The sequence below is a fragment of the Microbulbifer sp. CAU 1566 genome, assembly GCF_023156515.1.
Lineage (GTDB): Bacteria > Pseudomonadota > Gammaproteobacteria > Pseudomonadales > Cellvibrionaceae > Microbulbifer.
This window is the reverse complement of sequence record NZ_JALNMG010000008.1, coordinates 71,449-88,176: the sequence shown is the minus strand read 5'-3', so window position 1 is coordinate 88,176 and position 16,728 is coordinate 71,449. Positions and strand designations below refer to the sequence as shown.

The following is a 16,728-nucleotide window of genomic DNA, read 5'->3' as shown; positions in this document are numbered from 1 at the left end:
ACTCGATTCACCGCCGCTAGCCGCTAATTTACTGCCGTCGTCGGCCGTGGCCCGCTGATTTCTGGCAGGCAGGAAGCGGCGGCGATACCAAACCCCTGGGCGTAATCCACCCCCATGATCCGCAGCTTTTCCAGCAGCTCTGGGGTTTCGGCAAATTCTGCAATGGTGCTGATACCCATGCGTTTGGCCAGGTGATCCACGGTGCTGACCATGGCACTGTCAATTTCGTCTTCCAGCATATTGCGCACGAAAGAACCATCGATCTTCAGGTAGTCCACCGGCAACTGGCGCAGATAGGCCAGTGACGAAGCGCCGCGGCCGAAATCGTCCAGGGCGAAACTGCAGCCCGCCGCGCGCAACTTGTGAATAAACACCAGCGCCCGATCCAGATTGTTGATGGCGCAGGTTTCGGTGATCTCGAACTGTACCCGCGACGGCGCTACCCCAGCCTCGGTCAGCTCCCGCAGCACAAAATCTGCAAACAATTCATCCCCGAGACTGATGCCGGAAATATTGATGGCGTAGTGGAAGCCGCCGGCGCCGCTGCTCTGCTCCAGCGCCATATAGCGGAAAATATTGCGGATTACCCAGCGGTCCACCTCATCGATCATGCCGTAACGCTCTGCTGCCGGCAGGAACAATCCGGGGGAGATCACATCGCCATCGCGCCCCTGCATGCGCACCAGTACCTCGTAGTGGTGCACCCGGTTTTTGTCCTGCAGGGCAACGACCGGCTGGCGGTAGAGCAGCAGGCGATCCTCGCGAATGGCCGCGTGAATCTCCGCCAGCCAGGTACTCTCGCGGCGCTTTTCCAGGGCCTTGCGGGAGTCACCAAAAAACTTCACCCGGTTGCGTCCCTGATCACGCGCTGCGCTGCAGGCATCATTGGCCGAGGCCAGCAGCTGGCTGGCGGGGGGCGCATGGGTATCCACGCTCACCGCGCCAATGGAGAGTGCCGGGCGGGTTTCGCTGTCGTCCCACTGGAATACATAACCACTGACCGCCTCGCGCAAGCGGGTAACAATGCGCTTGGCTTCCTCGAGGGTGCAGTCTTTCAACAGCAATGCAAACTCGTCACTGCCAACGCGGCCGAGCAGATCGCCGTTGCCCAGGCAACGGGTGAGAATCTTGGCCAGCGCAATCAGCAGGGCATCACCGGCGCTGTAACCCAGGGTGTCGTTGACCACTTTGAACTGGTATACGTCGAGGTACAGCAGGATATGGCGCTGCTTGGGGCCGGTATCCTGGTTCAGCAACTGCTGTAACGCGTACTCGAAGGTCTGCCGATTGGGGAGATGGGTCAGGGCGTCGTGGCTGCTTTGCCAGCTGAGGCGGGAGGAAATTCTGCGGGCTTCGGAGGTATGTCGCAGTATCAGCACATAACCTTCCAGGTTTACCCCGTCACGGAGGCTGTTGATCTGGACGCTGACCTCGACCAGCTCACCGGTGTCACGGCGAATATTGGCGCGTAATTCGCGCCGACTGGGTATATCCCCTTCGGCGCTGTCATCCCCCACCAGATTCAGGTCAAGCCGGCTGCCCTGATCATCCACCAGCGGCAGGCCATCGGCGAGCAACTGCCCCGGTAACAGCCCCATCAAATTGCCGCAGAGCTCTCCCGCCAGAGGATTGCTGTAACGAATGCGGCCACTGCAATCGGTGACCACGACCCCATCGGCAACTTCTCCCAGCGCCAGTTCCGCAGCCGCTGCACTGAGGTGCCCTACAGACGATGCGTCCGTATCAACCTCTTGCAACTGGCCGTGGTATTCGGCGTTTTTCGGCGTGAACTCAGTCAATGGCATTCCATCTCGGCCGGCTCGGGGAGCCGGCACTTCTCGGGCAGACTTCTGCAGACTGCCATAAGTGGGCGTAAGGCGCTCGCGTCAGGGAAAATAATACCGGCTTCTTTGGCGGCGCGGAAACCACCATTTGCGGTTCAAGGCTTAGCCCCCAACAACAATTGTGACCCGATTCACAGGTGCTGGTCTCATCTATACCTGAAGCGCCTCTCTGGATGACAGGTTAACCGGATCAGAGGTGCTGGCGCAGAAAGGATTTGAGTTTTTCATCTTCAAACGCCCGCTGCAAAGTCGCACTCAGCAACTGGTTGATGGTGACCTCCACTTCCTCGCGGCTCGGTTTGATCAAATTGCGATCCTTGCCGCTGGTGCTGTAGTTGCCATAGAAAGTTGCCCCTTTCACCATGACCTGCAACTGGATCGAGGCACCGGAATCAACTTTGGTCGTATACAGCTTATTGGGACTGTCGTAGCTGAGGTCCGTCAAGTTAGCGACCACCTGGACATCCCCCCCGGTTTCCACCCCGCGGAAGGACCAGGCTTCAAACCCCTGGTACAGCGCTGTCGCCATGGACTGTTCAATATCGTTCGCCAGGGTCACGTTCGAGGAATCCGCATAGATGCCGCCAAGGGAGCCAAGGCCACCTCCCGGCAGCTGGTTGGCACCGCGAACATAAATGCTGTAGCCGGAACCAATATTGTCTGGCGCCACCTGGACCTGGGGCTTTACCACCACCTGTACCGGGCTGTGGGCGCACGCGGCCAGGATAACGGCAAGGCCGGTCACCAATATTGCGGTTAATTTCTTCATGATCCCCCTCCTGCATTGTTTGGGAAATGGGCGCAGACGCATCTCGCCCAACGGTTATTGGTTATCAAGCATCTCGAATTTTCGAGCACTCCTAGAGTGCATTTTGGCGCGAACGTTCAACCCTCGTGGTGATGATGATGCGCGTGCCCCGCGGCATCCGGAGCCGCCCGCGTGCCTGCAGCGCTGTCGTTCAGGCCCAGCACCGGCAACGCCAGTTGGATATTGGAGCCATCGGCAAATACCAGTTTCACCGGCAGTATTTCTCCCGCCCGCAGGGCCACGCCCTCAACCATCAGATGGGTAGCCCCGGGGCGCATTTCAATAGTGCCACTACCCGGCAGGGTAATTTTTTCCAGTGCCCGCATCCGGCTTACCCCCGCGACGTCCAGCGTGTCGTGCATGGTCACGCGGCCCCGCGGATGCCCGGGCAACTCCACCCCGGTCAACTCCCGCGCTTTGCCCGAGAGATCCCGCAACGTCACATAGGCCGCCCCCATGGGCGCCCCCGGAGGCATCTCCCGGGCAAAGCCGGTGGCCTCGATTTCTGCAGCGGTAGCGGCCGCGAAGCCGCTCGCCAGCGCAAGCATCCACGCCAGTACCGACGCCAGCGCCACAGGCAACCCCGCAGCTCGGCGGTCATTACGAACCGTTTTCTCTCGCTTCATACATTCGCTCCCGCGGTGTCTTTACGACACCTGGCCCGGTGACAAGGTTATTGCATCTTTTGTAACAGTAATCGCGGAGGATTGCCGAGCTTTATATCACCCCGCACCCGGTAGCCGGGTACCGCCTGACGCAACTGGCCGTAAATCCAGCGGCCCTCGGCATCGGTGCGCGCCACAATCACCACCCGCAGCTGGTGTTGGCGGATGCGCTCGGCCGTGGCCGCCAGCATCTGTACCATGGATGCCGATTGTGCCGACAATTCCGCCGGGGGCAGCGCGACAGTCTGCGCAGCCGGGCCATCCAGTGTGACATCCTCCCTGGCGCGACGCTGCTCACGCTGCACCTGCGTGCGCACTTCTTTCGACAGCGGGTTCCCCGGCGCAATCTCATCCGCGGTATTCAGCAGGCTGTTGGCCTGCCCAAAAGCGCGCTGGCGCAGAGCATCGCGCGCTCGGCCAACCAGCTCCATCACCAGGGTCTGAACGCCCGCGGTCGCCTGAGTATTCCCCGGATCCAGCTGCAACACCTGCAGATAAAAGTCGTAGGCGCTCGCGCCTGCGGGCATGGTGATAAAGCCCTCGCGCTGGGCCACCTCGGCCCGCTGTAAAAAGTGCTGCACGGTACGACGCTTGATTTCCTCCGGGCTGGGACCCACCGGTTGCGGCGGGGGTGGGGGCGGTTGTGGCGACGCCGGTGGTGGCGTTGTTGATACACAGCCTGCAAACAGCGTGAGCAGCAAGGCGCCGGCAACCAGCTTGGCAGCGCGCGCTGCCTGCAAAAAATGTCCGGAGCCGCTATCGGCGTTCGAATTTGCAATGGAGTTCACGTTTCTGATATCCGTCCTGATCGCTGTCTGATACCTATCGCCCTTGTGCCGAGCACCTATCACCCTTGTGCCGAGCACCTATCAACGCAGTCCCGGGCAAGTGCCCTTCGACTGTTGTTTTTTTGTACCGCCACCACCGCTATACTGCCCGTTCACTGCAGGGGCGCCCCATCAAGGCCAAGCCGGCGGATCAATGCCGCCCCTTTTTGGAACGACCACGGAAAAGACCGCTGAAAAAACGGGAACAGCAGCCTGCAATTTCAGTCCAAGTGATCCCGACTATAAAGAATTTTGTTACCCATGACTGTGAAGACTTCTGGCCTGCGAGAAAAAAAATCACTGCCGTTCCGGACGATTCTGGCGGTACAGCTCGCCACGCTGTTTGCGCTGCTGCTGACCAGCTCAGCCCTGCTTGCGGCGGAAAGTGCGGCAGAAAAATCGCCTGTAGTCAGCGGCGGCTTCTCTGTTGCCAGCGCACAGTCTTCAGGCTTTGGCGCACTTGGCGGCGCCCAGGATGAATTCCTGCCGGTCGACCAGGCCTACCAACTGGATTTCCTGTTTACTGACAGCGGCGCCAGCGCGCTGTTCCAAATTGCGCCCGAGTACTACCTGTATCGCGACAAGCTGCGCCTCTACAAGGTGAATGGCGAGCAGAAAACCGAGCTGCCGCTGACACTGGAAAAAGGCGAGGTTATCTGGGACGACTACTTCGAAAAAGACACCGAGGTCTACCGCTGGCAGCTGGAAGTTCCACTGGAACTGGATAGCGACAAACCGCTGCAAATTCAGGTGCACTACCAGGGCTGTGCGGATGCCGGCCTCTGCTACCCGCCACAGGTGCGGAATTTCCAGATTGATCCGGCAGGCCAGACCGCGGCGCCCCTCGACGGTACCGGTCCGGGTGGGGCTAACAAGGTCCCGTTCAGCCAAGGCCCACTCAGCCAGGCCCTGGAACGCAACGCACCCAATGGGGCTAGCAGTAGTCTGCTGCTGGCCATCCTATTGGCGTTTGGCGGCGGCCTTCTGTTGAACCTGATGCCCTGTGTCTTCCCGGTTTTGTCGATCAAGGCGCTGGCGATCACCCACGGCGGTGACCGCCAGCATCTGCACGGCTGGGCCTATACCGCCGGCACCGTCAGTACTTTTGTCCTGATCGCCGCCATCATGCTGCTGTTGCGCGCGGCCGGCGAGGCGGTGGGCTGGGGCTTCCAGCTGCAGTCCCCCGCGGTGGTTGCCGTGCTGGTCTACCTGTTTTTTGCCATGGGCCTCAGCCTGTCCGGCGTCACTGAGCTTGGTGGACGCCTGATGGGTCTCGGCGCTGGCAGCCAGGGCAAAGGCCTGGGCAGCTCCTTCAGCACCGGCGCTCTGGCCACGGTGGTGGCCAGCCCCTGCACTGCGCCCTTAATGGGCTCAGCTTTGGGCTTTGCCGTCACCCAGTCTGCACCTGTCGCCCTGTCCGTGTTCGCCGCACTCGGCGCCGGTATGGCGGCCCCCTTCCTGCTACTGACGTACCTGCCGACGCTGGCCCAGCGCCTGCCGCGCCCCGGCCCCTGGATGGAAAACCTCAAACAGCTGCTGGCCTTCCCCATGTATCTCACCGCTGTTTGGCTGCTGTGGGTGCTCGGGCGCCAAACCGGCAGCGACGGGGTAGCACTGGTACTCGCCGGCGTCGTCGCCATCGCCTTTGCCCTATGGCTGTGGCCAGGCCCACAGGCCGCCAGCAACAAATCCTGGCTGCGCAGCGCCTTTGCCATCGCCGCCGTCGCCGGGGCGGCCTGGGTATTGCCGAATCTGGGTGCCAGCGGCACGCAAATGGCACAGACGCATAAGAGCGGCTACTGGCAACCCTATTCACCGGAAGCCTTGCAGGCCGCCCGCAACGAGGGCCGCCCGGTACTCATCAACATGACCGCCGCCTGGTGCATTACCTGCCTGGCCAATGAGAAAGTGGTGCTCTCCAGCGACGCCGTGGTCGACGCCGTCGGCAACCTTGGCTTTACCGCGCTGAAGGGTGACTGGACCAACCAGGACCCGCAAATTACAGAACTGCTGTCCCGTTACGGGCGCTCCAGTGTGCCGCTCTATCTGCTTTACCCCGCCGGTGGCGGCGAAGCCCAGATACTGCCGCAGATTCTCACGCGTGACGGTCTTCTCGCCGCCATGCGCAATGCCAGCGGCAGCGAAGCCGTGGCCGGGGACAACGGGTAACGCCAGTTACCCGCGCAGCCACCCGGGCAGGCCATCCAGGCCTGCATCCGCCCCAAGATCCCAACATAGCCTTTGTAGCCAATCCATCAGGCGAATAAGCCAGCGCCCATAAAACTTTGCAGCAATATGGGCGGGAAATTCGCCGAACTGCGCGCAACTTCTCGATTTCCCACATTGGGGCATGGACAGAGGGTCACTTTTGCGGCAAACTCGCGTCCAATTTCGGCAAATCAGCTGATTGACGCTGTTTTCCGGCAAGTTGAATGACTTTTCCCGGATTTTAGTCACATTTTCTTGCGCCCCTCCAATACGAAGAGTGAAGCATCGAGCGAGGCACCGAATGGCTAAACTGCTTTTGCTGCATGGGCCCAACCTGAACCTGCTGGGCACCCGCGAGCCGCAGATTTACGGCTCCACTACTCTGGAGCAGATTAACGAAGCCGCCCGCGCCCAGTGCGCCGAGGCCGGCTGCGAGTTTGACTGCCTACAAAGCAACAGCGAAGCAGGGCTGGTAGAACGCATTCACCAGGCCTTTGCCGACAAAGTGGACTTTATTGTCATCAATCCGGCAGCTTACACCCATACCAGTGTCGCCCTGCGCGACGCCCTGGCGGGGGTGGCAATTCCCTTTATTGAAGTCCACCTCTCCAATCCCCACGCCCGCGAAAGCTTCCGCCACCATTCCTATTTATCGGATCTGGCCCTGGGCGTTGTCTGCGGATTTGGAGCAGATAGCTACACTTTGGCGCTACAGGCGGCCCTGAAGCGGCTTTAAAAGCGACGTTGAATCGATTTCGAAAGAATTTCATTTATGGGGGCCGTCCACGCCAAGCGCCGGCACCCTGACCACAAAATCACAAGATCAAGAGTGACACTGTTATGGATATCCGCAAGATCAAAAAACTGATTGAACTGCTCGAAGAGTCCGACATCGGCGAGCTGGAAATCAAAGAGGGCGAAGAGTCCGTGCGCATCAGCCGCGGCGTCAGCGGCGCTGCCGCCATGCAGGCACAACAAATGGCCATGCCGATGATGGCACCTGCGGCACCGGCCGCCGCACCTGTCGCTCCGGCAGCCCCCGCCGCCGCAGAAAGCAGTGCAGAATCTGTACCGGCCCTGACCGGCCACCCGGTGAAATCACCGATGGTGGGCACCTTCTACGCTGCCGCCAGCCCGGGCGCCGATCCCTTTGTGAAAGTTGGCCAACAGGTGAAAGTGGGCGACGTCATCTGCATCGTCGAAGCCATGAAGATGATGAACCAGATCGAAGCCGACAAAGCGGGCACCATCGCATCCATCCTGGTGGAAGACGGACAACCGGTAGAGTTCGACCAGCCGCTCGTGACCATTTCCTGAGCGGGGGCACCATTACATGTTTGAAAAAATCCTGATCGCCAACCGCGGCGAAATCGCGTTGCGCATCTTGCGCGCCTGTAAAGAGATGGGCATCGGCACCGTTGCCGTCCACTCGCAGATCGACCGCGATCTCAAGCACGTGCGCCTGGCGGACGAGGCCGTTTGTATCGGCCCCAACCCTTCGCCCCAGAGCTACCTGAACATTCCCGCCATCATTTCGGCGATGGAAATCACCGACTCGGTAGCGGTACACCCAGGTTACGGTTTCCTGGCGGAAAACGCTGACTTCGCCGAGCAGGTACAGAAAAGCGGCTTCACCTTCATCGGCCCCGACGCCGATACCATTCGCCTGATGGGCGACAAGGTATCCGCCATCGCTGCGATGAAAAAAGCAGGCGTGCCGACAGTACCCGGTTCTGACGGCCCACTGCCCGCCGACGGCGAAAAGTGCCTGGAGATTGCCCGCCGAATCGGCCTGCCAGTGATCATCAAGGCCGCCGCCGGTGGTGGTGGTCGCGGCATGCGCGTGGTGCACAGTGAAGGCGCCCTGCTGAACGCCATCTCGGTGACCAAATCCGAAGCCGGTGCCGCCTTCGGCGACAGCACCGTATATATGGAAAAATTCCTGCAGAACCCGCGCCACGTGGAAATCCAGGTGATGTCCGACGGCCAGGGCAACGCCGTGCACTTCGGCGACCGCGACTGCTCCCTGCAGCGCCGTCACCAGAAGGTCCTGGAAGAGGCCCCAGCCCCGGGCATTCCGGACGACGTACGCAAAGGTGTGCAGGATGCCTGTGTTCAGGCCTGTATCGATATCGGCTACCGCGGTGCCGGCACTTTCGAATTCCTGTATGAAGACGAGCGTTTCTATTTCATTGAAATGAACACCCGTATTCAGGTGGAGCACCCGGTATCCGAAATGGTGACCGGCGTGGACCTGATCAAGGAACAGATCCGTGTGTGCGCGGGTGAGAAGCTGTCGTTCAAGCAGGAAGACATCAAGATCACCGGCCACGCCTTCGAGTGCCGTATCAACGCCGAGGACCCGAAGAACTTTTTCCCCAGCCCCGGCAAGGTAGAAAACTACCACGCGCCTGGCGGCCTCGGTGTGCGCGTGGACTCTCACCTCTACTCCGGCTACACCGTCCCGGCGAACTACGATTCGATGATTGCCAAGATCATCACTTACGCCGAAGACCGCGAAACCGCGCTGGCGCGGATGCGAGTGGCGCTGAGCGAAACCATCATCACCGGTATCAAGACCAATATTCCGCTACAGGAAGAACTGGTCCGCGATGCGGAATTCGCCAAAGGCGGGGTGAATATCCACTATCTCGAGAAGAAGCTGGGTCTCGAATAAGCCCTCGGCACTGTGCATCTCAGCCCGGAGGGATGCAGCTCTGCCCCACCACCGTGGCGGGGCAGCACCGGGTATCGGTTTTCAAAACCGCTGTGAATACATCCCTGTACGCTGCGTCGGCGACGTCCCTGTCGCCGACGCTTTTGAAAACCGATACCCGGCACTTCCCCTTTAGCCCGACCTTTCTTACCCTGTAAGCCAATTTCCGCACTACCCAAGTAGCACCGCAGTCCGAATCGAAGGTGGTGCCCCCGGTAAGGCTTTGCGGGACCGTCTGCGGCCAGGACGGCCGCAGTCGAGCCCCCATGGATGGGTTCACGGCGTGTCCCGCAAAGCCTTACCGGGGGCAGCACCGCCTCAGGGCTTCGGGAAAACTTAAACCACCGAACTTCGGATTATACTCAATGCCCTGGCTCCAACTCCGCGTAAACACCAATCGAGAACAGGCAGGCAAAATCGAAGATGCCCTGCTGTTCGCCGGTGCCGTCTCCGTCACCCTGCAAGACAATGCCGACCAGCCCATTCTAGAGCCGGGCCTCGGCGAAACGCCCCTGTGGGACGAGACCCTCGTCACCGGCCTCTTCGACGCCGAAGTCGACACCAATATCGCCGAAGCCAAAGCCGCCTCCCACCTCTGCGAACTGCTCCCCAACGCCCGCTGGGAACAGCTTGAAGACAAAGACTGGGAGCGGGAATGGATGAGCCACTACAAACCCATCCAGTGCGCCGACAACCTCTGGATCTGCCCCAGCTGGTGCGAACCGCCTGAACCCAACGCCGTCAACCTGCTGCTGGACCCCGGCCTCGCCTTCGGCACCGGCACCCACCCCACCACCTTTCTGTGCCTGCAGTGGCTCGCCAGCGAACCCGTCAGCGGCAAAACCGCCATCGACTACGGCTGCGGCTCCGGCATCCTCGGCATCGCCGCCCTGCTGCTCGGCGCTGAAAGTGCCCTCGGCACCGACATCGACCCCCAGGCCCTGATCGCCAGTTGCGACAATGCCAAGCGCAACGGCATAGACCCGGATCGCTTCCCGGTATACCTGCCGGAGAAGACACCGCCCGCCAGTGAAGCCAGCGCCGACCTGATGCTGGCCAATATCCTCGCCGGCCCCCTGGTAGAACTCGCACCGCAACTGATAGAACGCACCAGGGTCGGCGGCCGTATCTGCCTGTCCGGCATCCTCTCCAGCCAGGCAGACAAAGTGAAGGCGGCTTACAGCCAGTGGATCGATTTCGAAACGGACGGCACGAAGGAGGACTGGGTTCGACTCAGCGGAACGAGGGTGAGATAGAGCACCGAACTCAGATGCTAAGGCGCTGATACCGATACTCTTTCGCGGGACCGTACGCGGCCATGGATGGCCGCGTCCGAGCTTACAGGGATGTACTCGTAGCGTGCCCCGCGAAAGAGTATCGGTAGCAGCGACGCCCGGGATCGGACTTACAAGGCACCCGGACCAGCTACCAAGCGCCTCGGACTACGCGCAAAGCCCTCCGACTGATAAACTTCCCCGCCAAAGCAATAATCGTCGAAATCCATGTCGCAACTGGTCACCCGCTGCCCCCACTGCAGCACCTCTTTCCATGTCAGTGAAGATCAGCTTCGCGCCGCTCGCGGTGCCGTGCGCTGCGGTTCCTGCCTGCAAGTCTTTCGCGCCGATGAAAACATCGTATTCAACGAGGATGACCCGCAGCCAGCGAGCAAGAAAGCCATTGAAGAACTACTGGAAGACGACGACTTTCTGATCCACGACGATATCGAGCTGGAAGGTGACGACTCCGCCGAAGGCATTTCCGACGAAATCGCCCCCGCCCGCAAGGCCAGTGGCGACAAAGCGCTGGGAGCACCGGCCACGGAGAACCGCGCCCGCCAAAGCCCGCTGATCGATGACGCTTTTGGCGAGCAGCAGTGGCAGGAGCTGGATAACAAAGACGCCCAGCAAGACCTGGATCTGGGCATCGGCGAAGACCTGGAAGCTGCCAGCGAGGATCCCTGGGCAGAAGAGATCGCCCGGGAGGAATCCAGTGGCGTAGACAGCTGGGATCACCCCCCCCGCAACCCAGCGGACTTTAATGAGCCCACAGCAGCCCGCGACGAATTCAGCTTCACCGACGACCTGGGACTACCCCAGGCACCAGAAGATGACCCGTTTATCCTGCCGGACGATATCGACGCGCATGAGGACCTCGAGCGCTTTTCCGACGACGGCCCCCTGGCCAGGGCAAGTGCGACGCACCAGAAGCCGCGTAGCCAGCCGGACGATCACGACGACCATATCGACCCCCGGCAACGCGACCAGGCCCCACTGCTCCCCAGAGACCAGCTGATTTCCGCCATAGGTCCGGCGCCCATCGAAGTGAACTGGCAGCCCCGGCGACACAACCGGGTGCCAGCCTGGCTGTGGACACTCGGCAGCGTACTTTTAATGCTGACACTGGCAGCCCAGGTCGCCTACTTCCGTTTCGACACCCTGAGCAAGCGCGACCCGTGGCGCGGTATCTACGCGCAACTGTGTCCGCTGCTGGGGTGCAAACTGCCGGCACAGGTGGACATCCATGCCATCCATACCGCCAACCTGGTGGTGCGCAGCCACCCTTCCATTCCCGGCGCGCTGGCGGTGGAGGCGGTACTACTGAACCGGGCACCCTTTGACCAGCCTTTCCCGGCACTGCAGCTGCGCTTTACCGACCTGAAGAACGCCCCTGTCGCCAGCCGTCGTTTCCAGCCCCAGGAATACCTCAAGGGCGAGCTTTCCGGGCGCCAGCTGATGCCCAGTGGCAATCCGGTACATATCGCCCTCGATATTGTCGACCCGGGCGAGGACGCCGTGAACTATGAGCTGCGCATCGCAAAGCAGTGAGATGCCGAGAACCCTGCACGGCGTAATAATCTTCGTATTACTGCACAAACTTCGCCCTAAACGGCCAGCCATCGAACAATTTGCGCGCTTTTTCGCTTTTCCAGCGGCCGACCAGCCGCTATTATAGGCCGCTCTTTAGACACCCAATTTGCCCTCGCGGGGATCGAAAGTAAGATCCCTGGCAGGAATTAACCCGCGGGAGGGCGCAGTTGCCCACGGAATTGCCAAGCAGCTTCGCCATAGGCCCCTATAACATCGGTGCGCCAGTCATACTGGCGCCCATGGCCGGCGTTACTGATCGCCCCTTCCGCCAACTGTGCCGCGAACTCGGCGCAGGCTTGGTGGTGTCGGAAATGGTTACCTCTGACACCAGCCTGTGGGACAGCCGCAAATCGCGAATGCGCCTGGATCACAGCGGAGAAGCCGGCCCCATATCCGTACAGATTGCCGGTGGCGATCCACAGATGATGGCCGAAGCTGCGCAGGCAAATGTTGAGCGTGGCGCCCAGATCATAGATATCAACATGGGCTGCCCGGCAAAGAAGGTGTGCAAAAAAGCGGCGGGCTCTGCCCTGCTGCGCGATGAAAAACTGGTCGCCGACATTCTGGAATCGGTGGTGCAATCCGTCTCAGTACCGGTAACGCTGAAAATTCGTACTGGCTGGTGTCCGGATTCCCGCAACGGGGTGACGGTGGCCAAAATGGCCGAAGATCTCGGGATCACTGCCCTGGCGGTTCACGGACGCACCCGCGCCTGTGGCTACCATGGTCAGGCCGAATTCGATACCATTGCCGAGATTGTGTCTGCGGTAAAGATTCCGGTCTTTGCCAACGGCGATATCACCGGCGCGGAAAAGGCCCGCAAGGTGTTGGACTACACCGGCGCCAGGGCGGTCATGATTGGCCGTGCGGCTCAGGGACGTCCATGGATTTTCCGGGAGATTGCTCACTTCCTCGCAACGGGAGAGCAGCTACCGGAGCCATCACTGGAAGAAGTCAGGGACATATTGCTTACTCACTTGAGTGAGCTACATCGTTTTTACGGTGAGGTTATGGGGGTACGCATCGCCCGCAAACACGTGGGTTGGTACGTAAAAACACTCGCCGACAGCGAGTCCTTTCGCAAGACCTTTAACCAAATTGATAGCGCAGAAGCACAACATGCCAGCGTTCGTGAGTGGTTTGAACGCCGAATAACTAGAGGGGCAAAAGCGGCATGAATAATGAAGCACTGATTCCGGATGCCAGTGATGTGGCATCCACCGGGGGCCAGACACAACTACAACAACCGCAGCAGCAGTCACTGCGCGATGCGGTTGAGCAGGCGATGGAAAACTACTTCCGTCACCTGGACGGCCAGATGGTGACTGAAGTCTACGACATGGTTCTGTCCGAGATTGAAGCACCGATGCTGGAAGTGGTAATGAAACACACCCGCCACAACCAGACACGCGCCGCGCAAATGCTGGGCCTCAACCGGGGAACCCTGCGTAAAAAGCTCAAGCGCTACGGTCTGCTGTAAGGCAGCCCACCGCTACCGGCAGACATAAGCCGGAGCGGTAAAAATTCGACGAGGGGGGATGGGTTTTACCCATCCCCCCTCGCTATTTGTATTTTCGACTTTTTTAACCTGCTCTTTGTACATATAGATGGACGATGCGATATGACTGACAAGGTGGCCGTTCGCCGCGCGCTGATCAGCGTTTCTGACAAAACCGGCATTGTGGAATTTGCCCGCGAGCTCTCTGAAATGGGTGTGGAGATCCTCTCCACCGGCGGCACCTACCGCCAGTTGGGCGAAGCCGGTATCCCGGTAGTGGAAGTTTCCGACTACACAGGCTTCCCGGAAATGATGGATGGCCGCGTCAAAACCCTGCATCCGAAAGTGCACGGCGGCATCCTTGGCCGTCGCGGCAAAGACGACGCGGTAATGAGTGAACACGGCATCAAGCCCATCGACATGGTCGTGGTCAATCTCTACCCCTTCAAGGCCACCGTCGCCGATCCTAACTGCGACCTGCCCACCGCCATCGAAAACATCGACATCGGCGGCCCCACCATGGTCCGCTCCGCCGCCAAGAATCACAAAGACGTCGCTATCGTGGTCAACGCCCACAGCTACGACACCGTGATCGAGGAAATGAAAGCCAACGACGGCCAGCTGGGTTACGAAACCCGCTACGACCTGATGGTACAGGCGTTCGAACACACCGCGCAGTACGACGGCATGATCGCCAACCACTTCGGCGCGCGTAACACCCAAAACGTTGCCCGCGAATTCCCCAACACCTTCAACGTGCAGTTCGAAAAAGCCCAGGACATGCGCTACGGCGAGAACCCCCATCAAAAGGCGGCCTTCTACGTGGAAGCTGATGCGGAAGAAGCCTCCGTCTCCACCGCCAGCCAGCTGCAGGGCAAGGAACTCTCCTTCAACAACGTCGCCGACACCGACGCCGCCCTGGAAACCGTAAAACTGTTCGACGAGCCGGCCTGTGTCATCGTCAAGCACGCCAACCCCTGTGGTGTCGCCGTAGCCGCGGACATCAAGACCGCCTACGAACTGGCCTTCGCCACCGACCCGGAATCCGCCTTCGGCGGCATCATCGCCTTCAACCGCGAACTGGACGCCGAAACCGCCCAGCTGATCGTCGACAAACAGTTCTCCGAAGTCATCATCGCCCCCAAAGTCTCCGAAGGTGCGGCAAAAGCGGTCTCAGCCAAACAGAATGTGCGCCTGCTGGAGTGTGGCGAATGGGGCAGCGAAAGCCCGACAGCGTTCGACTTCAAACGCGTCACCGGTGGCCTGCTGATCCAGGAAAAAGACAACGGCATGGTCGCCAAGGAAGATCTCAAAGTGGTCACCAAGGTGCAACCGTCTGACGAGCAAATGGACGAACTGCTGTTCGCCTGGAAAGTCGCCAAAATGGTCAAATCCAACGCCATCATCTACGCCAAAGACGGCCGCACCATCGGCGTCGGCGCCGGCCAGATGAGCCGCGTCAACTCCGCGCGCATCGCCGCCATCAAGGCCGAACACGCCGGCCTCGAAGTCAAAGGCGCCGTCATGGCATCAGACGCCTTCTTCCCCTTCCGCGACGGCATCGACAACGCCGCCAAGGTCGGCATCAGCGCCGTGATCCAGCCCGGCGGCTCCATGCGCGACGAGGAAGTGATCGCCGCAGCCGACGAGCACGGTATGGCGATGGTGTTTACCGGCATGCGTCACTTCCGTCACTAAGCGCAAATTAATACGACTACCGACACGGGTACGTAATATTCCCGCGTTATACGGGAAGGTTCTGGAGCTGGTGCCCCTTTCCGAGACCGTCTGCGGCCAGGACGGCCGCAGCCGAGCCCCCATGGATGGGTTCACGGCGTGTCTCGGAAAGGGGCACCAGCTTCAGAACCGCCACAGGACTGGCAACGAAGCGCTCTTAACTACCTCCCAAACCAGTCTCTACCCGGCAACCCAGCGCAAAATGCTAAACTAGCCCACCTAAATAACAGGCACGGGGAAACTCAAGAATGAATATCCTGGTAATCGGCTCTGGTGGCCGCGAACACGCACTGGCCTGGAAGGCCGCCCAAAACCCCGCCGTAGACACCGTCTTCGTCGCACCGGGCAACGCCGGCACCGCCCGCGAACCCAAACTCCAGAACGTCAACATCGGCGTCGACAACTTCTCCGCCCTGTCTGACCTGGTCGAAGAAAAAGGCATCAACCTCACCATCGTCGGCCCCGAAGTCCCCCTCGTCGCCGGTATCGTCGACTTCTTCAACGCCCGCGGCCACAACATCTTCGGCCCCGAAAAAGCCGCCGCCCAGCTCGAAGGCTCCAAAGCCTTCACCAAAGACTTCCTCGAGCGCCACGCCATCCCCACCGCCGCCTACCAGAACTTCACCGAAGTCGAACCGGCCATCGAATACGTGCGCGCACAGGGTGCCCCCATCGTCGTCAAAGCCGATGGCCTTGCCGCCGGTAAAGGCGTCATCGTCGCCGAAACCGTGGAACAGGCCGAGCTGGCCGTGCGCGATATGCTGAGCGGCAATGCCTTCGGCGACGCCGGCTGCCGCGTGGTCATCGAAGAATTCCTCACCGGCGAAGAAGCCAGCTTCATCGTCATGGTCGACGGCGAAAACATCCTGCCCATGGCCACCAGCCAGGACCACAAGCGCGTCGGCGACGGCGACACCGGTCCCAACACCGGCGGTATGGGCGCCTACTCCCCGGCACCCGTAGTCACCCCGGATGTCCACGCGCGAGTGATGAAAGAAGTCATCGAGCCCACCGTGAAAGGCCTGGCTTCCGAAGGCATGCCCTACACCGGCTTCCTCTACGCCGGCCTGATGATCAACGAAGAAGGCGCACCCAAGGTTATCGAGTACAACTGCCGCTTCGGTGACCCGGAAACCCAGCCGATCATGATGCGCCTCAAGTCCGACCTGGTAGAGCTGTGTATGGCCGCCATCGAAAAGCGCCTGGACAAGGTGGAAGTGGAGTGGGACACGCGCCCGGCCCTGGGTGTGGTATTGGCCGCAAACGGTTACCCGGGCAGCTATCGCAAAGGCGATGCCATTAACGGACTCGACAAGGCCGACAGCGAAAATGCCAAGATTTTCCACGCCGGCACCGCCCTGGACGGCGAGCGTGTTGTGACCAGCGGCGGCCGTGTGCTCTGCGCCACTGCACTGGGAGACACCGTGGCGGAAGCCAAAGAAAACGCCTACCAGTGCGCCCGCAATATCCACTGGGAAGGCGTTTTTTACCGCAAGGATATCGGCTACCGCGCGGTCGAGCGCGAGCAGTCTGAAGAGGCCTGATGGCCTCATCGGTG

General features: G+C 60.5%; 14 protein-coding genes. 10 read left to right on the top strand and 4 right to left on the bottom strand.

The window, feature by feature from the left end; all coding sequences use genetic code 11:
- Nucleotides 1–23 precede the first annotated feature (23 nt).
- The 4 genes from M0G74_RS17470 to M0G74_RS17455 form a co-directional block, all read right to left on the bottom strand.
- On the bottom strand, nucleotides 24–1,805 hold the full coding sequence (locus M0G74_RS17470) for an EAL domain-containing protein (RefSeq protein WP_248220004.1): 1,782 nt from the start codon (nucleotides 1,803–1,805) through the stop codon (nucleotides 24–26).
- 229 nt (nucleotides 1,806–2,034) lie between these two features.
- Nucleotides 2,035–2,613 carry a YajG family lipoprotein gene (locus M0G74_RS17465; protein ID WP_248220002.1) on the bottom strand — a complete coding sequence of 193 codons (579 nt, stop codon included), beginning with the start codon at nucleotides 2,611–2,613 and terminating at the stop codon, nucleotides 2,035–2,037.
- A 116-nt stretch (nucleotides 2,614–2,729) separates the two neighbouring features.
- A complete protein-coding gene (locus M0G74_RS17460) occupies nucleotides 2,730–3,278 on the bottom strand; it encodes a copper chaperone PCu(A)C (protein ID WP_248220000.1) in 549 nt (182 codons plus the stop codon).
- A gap of 47 nt (nucleotides 3,279–3,325) precedes the next feature.
- The gene (locus M0G74_RS17455; protein WP_248219999.1) at nucleotides 3,326–4,105 is read right to left on the bottom strand and encodes an N-acetylglucosaminyltransferase; all 780 of its coding nucleotides are present in this window, start codon (nucleotides 4,103–4,105) and stop codon (nucleotides 3,326–3,328) included.
- Between the two features lie 300 nt (nucleotides 4,106–4,405).
- On the opposite strand from M0G74_RS17455, the gene M0G74_RS17450 reads away from it, so the two are divergent.
- The 10 genes from M0G74_RS17450 (at nucleotide 4,406) to purD (ending at nucleotide 16,714) form a co-directional block, all read left to right on the top strand.
- A complete protein-coding gene (locus tag M0G74_RS17450; protein ID WP_248219997.1) occupies nucleotides 4,406–6,313 on the top strand; it encodes a protein-disulfide reductase DsbD in 1,908 nt (635 codons plus the stop codon).
- A 340-nt stretch (nucleotides 6,314–6,653) separates the two neighbouring features.
- Complete coding sequence (gene aroQ, locus M0G74_RS17445; RefSeq protein WP_160151451.1) at nucleotides 6,654–7,088, top strand: type II 3-dehydroquinate dehydratase; 435 nt, start codon at nucleotides 6,654–6,656, stop codon at nucleotides 7,086–7,088.
- A 104-nt stretch (nucleotides 7,089–7,192) separates the two neighbouring features.
- Nucleotides 7,193–7,669 (top strand): acetyl-CoA carboxylase biotin carboxyl carrier protein, encoded by a 477-nt coding sequence (gene accB, locus M0G74_RS17440; protein ID WP_160151452.1) that lies wholly within the window; start codon nucleotides 7,193–7,195, stop codon nucleotides 7,667–7,669.
- A gap of 16 nt (nucleotides 7,670–7,685) precedes the next feature.
- Nucleotides 7,686–9,029, top strand: a complete 1,344-nt coding sequence (gene accC / locus M0G74_RS17435) for an acetyl-CoA carboxylase biotin carboxylase subunit (protein ID WP_160151453.1) — start codon at nucleotides 7,686–7,688, stop codon at nucleotides 9,027–9,029.
- A gap of 404 nt (nucleotides 9,030–9,433) precedes the next feature.
- Entirely contained in the window at nucleotides 9,434–10,324 is an 891-nt protein-coding gene (prmA, locus tag M0G74_RS17430; protein WP_248219995.1) for a 50S ribosomal protein L11 methyltransferase, read from the top strand.
- A 246-nt stretch (nucleotides 10,325–10,570) separates the two neighbouring features.
- Nucleotides 10,571–11,893 (top strand): DUF3426 domain-containing protein, encoded by a 1,323-nt coding sequence (locus M0G74_RS17425; protein WP_248219993.1) that lies wholly within the window; start codon nucleotides 10,571–10,573, stop codon nucleotides 11,891–11,893.
- A gap of 209 nt (nucleotides 11,894–12,102) precedes the next feature.
- Nucleotides 12,103–13,113: a tRNA dihydrouridine synthase DusB gene (dusB, locus tag M0G74_RS17420; protein ID WP_160151455.1), complete on the top strand. Its 1,011-nt coding sequence runs from the start codon at nucleotides 12,103–12,105 to the stop codon at nucleotides 13,111–13,113.
- Nucleotides 13,110–13,415 (top strand): DNA-binding transcriptional regulator Fis, encoded by a 306-nt coding sequence (gene fis, locus M0G74_RS17415; protein ID WP_160151456.1) that lies wholly within the window; start codon nucleotides 13,110–13,112, stop codon nucleotides 13,413–13,415. The genes dusB and fis overlap by 4 nt, the downstream gene beginning before the upstream one ends.
- A 141-nt stretch (nucleotides 13,416–13,556) precedes the next feature.
- Complete coding sequence (purH, locus tag M0G74_RS17410) at nucleotides 13,557–15,131, top strand: bifunctional phosphoribosylaminoimidazolecarboxamide formyltransferase/IMP cyclohydrolase (RefSeq protein ID WP_248219991.1); 1,575 nt, start codon at nucleotides 13,557–13,559, stop codon at nucleotides 15,129–15,131.
- A 287-nt stretch (nucleotides 15,132–15,418) separates the two neighbouring features.
- A complete protein-coding gene (gene purD, locus M0G74_RS17405; RefSeq protein WP_160151459.1) occupies nucleotides 15,419–16,714 on the top strand; it encodes a phosphoribosylamine--glycine ligase in 1,296 nt (431 codons plus the stop codon).
- Nucleotides 16,715–16,728 lie beyond the last annotated feature (14 nt).

Coding starts and splice junctions, on each gene's coding strand:
- M0G74_RS17470 (WP_248220004.1), bottom strand. CDS start 1,805: ATGCCATTGACTGAGTTCACGCCGAAAAACGCCGAATACCACGGCCAG.
- M0G74_RS17465 (WP_248220002.1), bottom strand. CDS start 2,613: ATGAAGAAATTAACCGCAATATTGGTGACCGGCCTTGCCGTTATCCTG.
- M0G74_RS17460 (WP_248220000.1), bottom strand. CDS start 3,278: ATGAAGCGAGAGAAAACGGTTCGTAATGACCGCCGAGCTGCGGGGTTG.
- M0G74_RS17450 (WP_248219997.1), top strand. CDS start 4,406: ATGACTGTGAAGACTTCTGGCCTGCGAGAAAAAAAATCACTGCCGTTC.
- aroQ (WP_160151451.1), top strand. CDS start 6,654: ATGGCTAAACTGCTTTTGCTGCATGGGCCCAACCTGAACCTGCTGGGC.
- accB (WP_160151452.1), top strand. CDS start 7,193: ATGGATATCCGCAAGATCAAAAAACTGATTGAACTGCTCGAAGAGTCC.
- accC (WP_160151453.1), top strand. CDS start 7,686: ATGTTTGAAAAAATCCTGATCGCCAACCGCGGCGAAATCGCGTTGCGC.
- prmA (WP_248219995.1), top strand. CDS start 9,434: ATGCCCTGGCTCCAACTCCGCGTAAACACCAATCGAGAACAGGCAGGC.
- M0G74_RS17425 (WP_248219993.1), top strand. CDS start 10,571: ATGTCGCAACTGGTCACCCGCTGCCCCCACTGCAGCACCTCTTTCCAT.
- fis (WP_160151456.1), top strand. CDS start 13,110: ATGAATAATGAAGCACTGATTCCGGATGCCAGTGATGTGGCATCCACC.
- purH (WP_248219991.1), top strand. CDS start 13,557: ATGACTGACAAGGTGGCCGTTCGCCGCGCGCTGATCAGCGTTTCTGAC.
- purD (WP_160151459.1), top strand. CDS start 15,419: ATGAATATCCTGGTAATCGGCTCTGGTGGCCGCGAACACGCACTGGCC.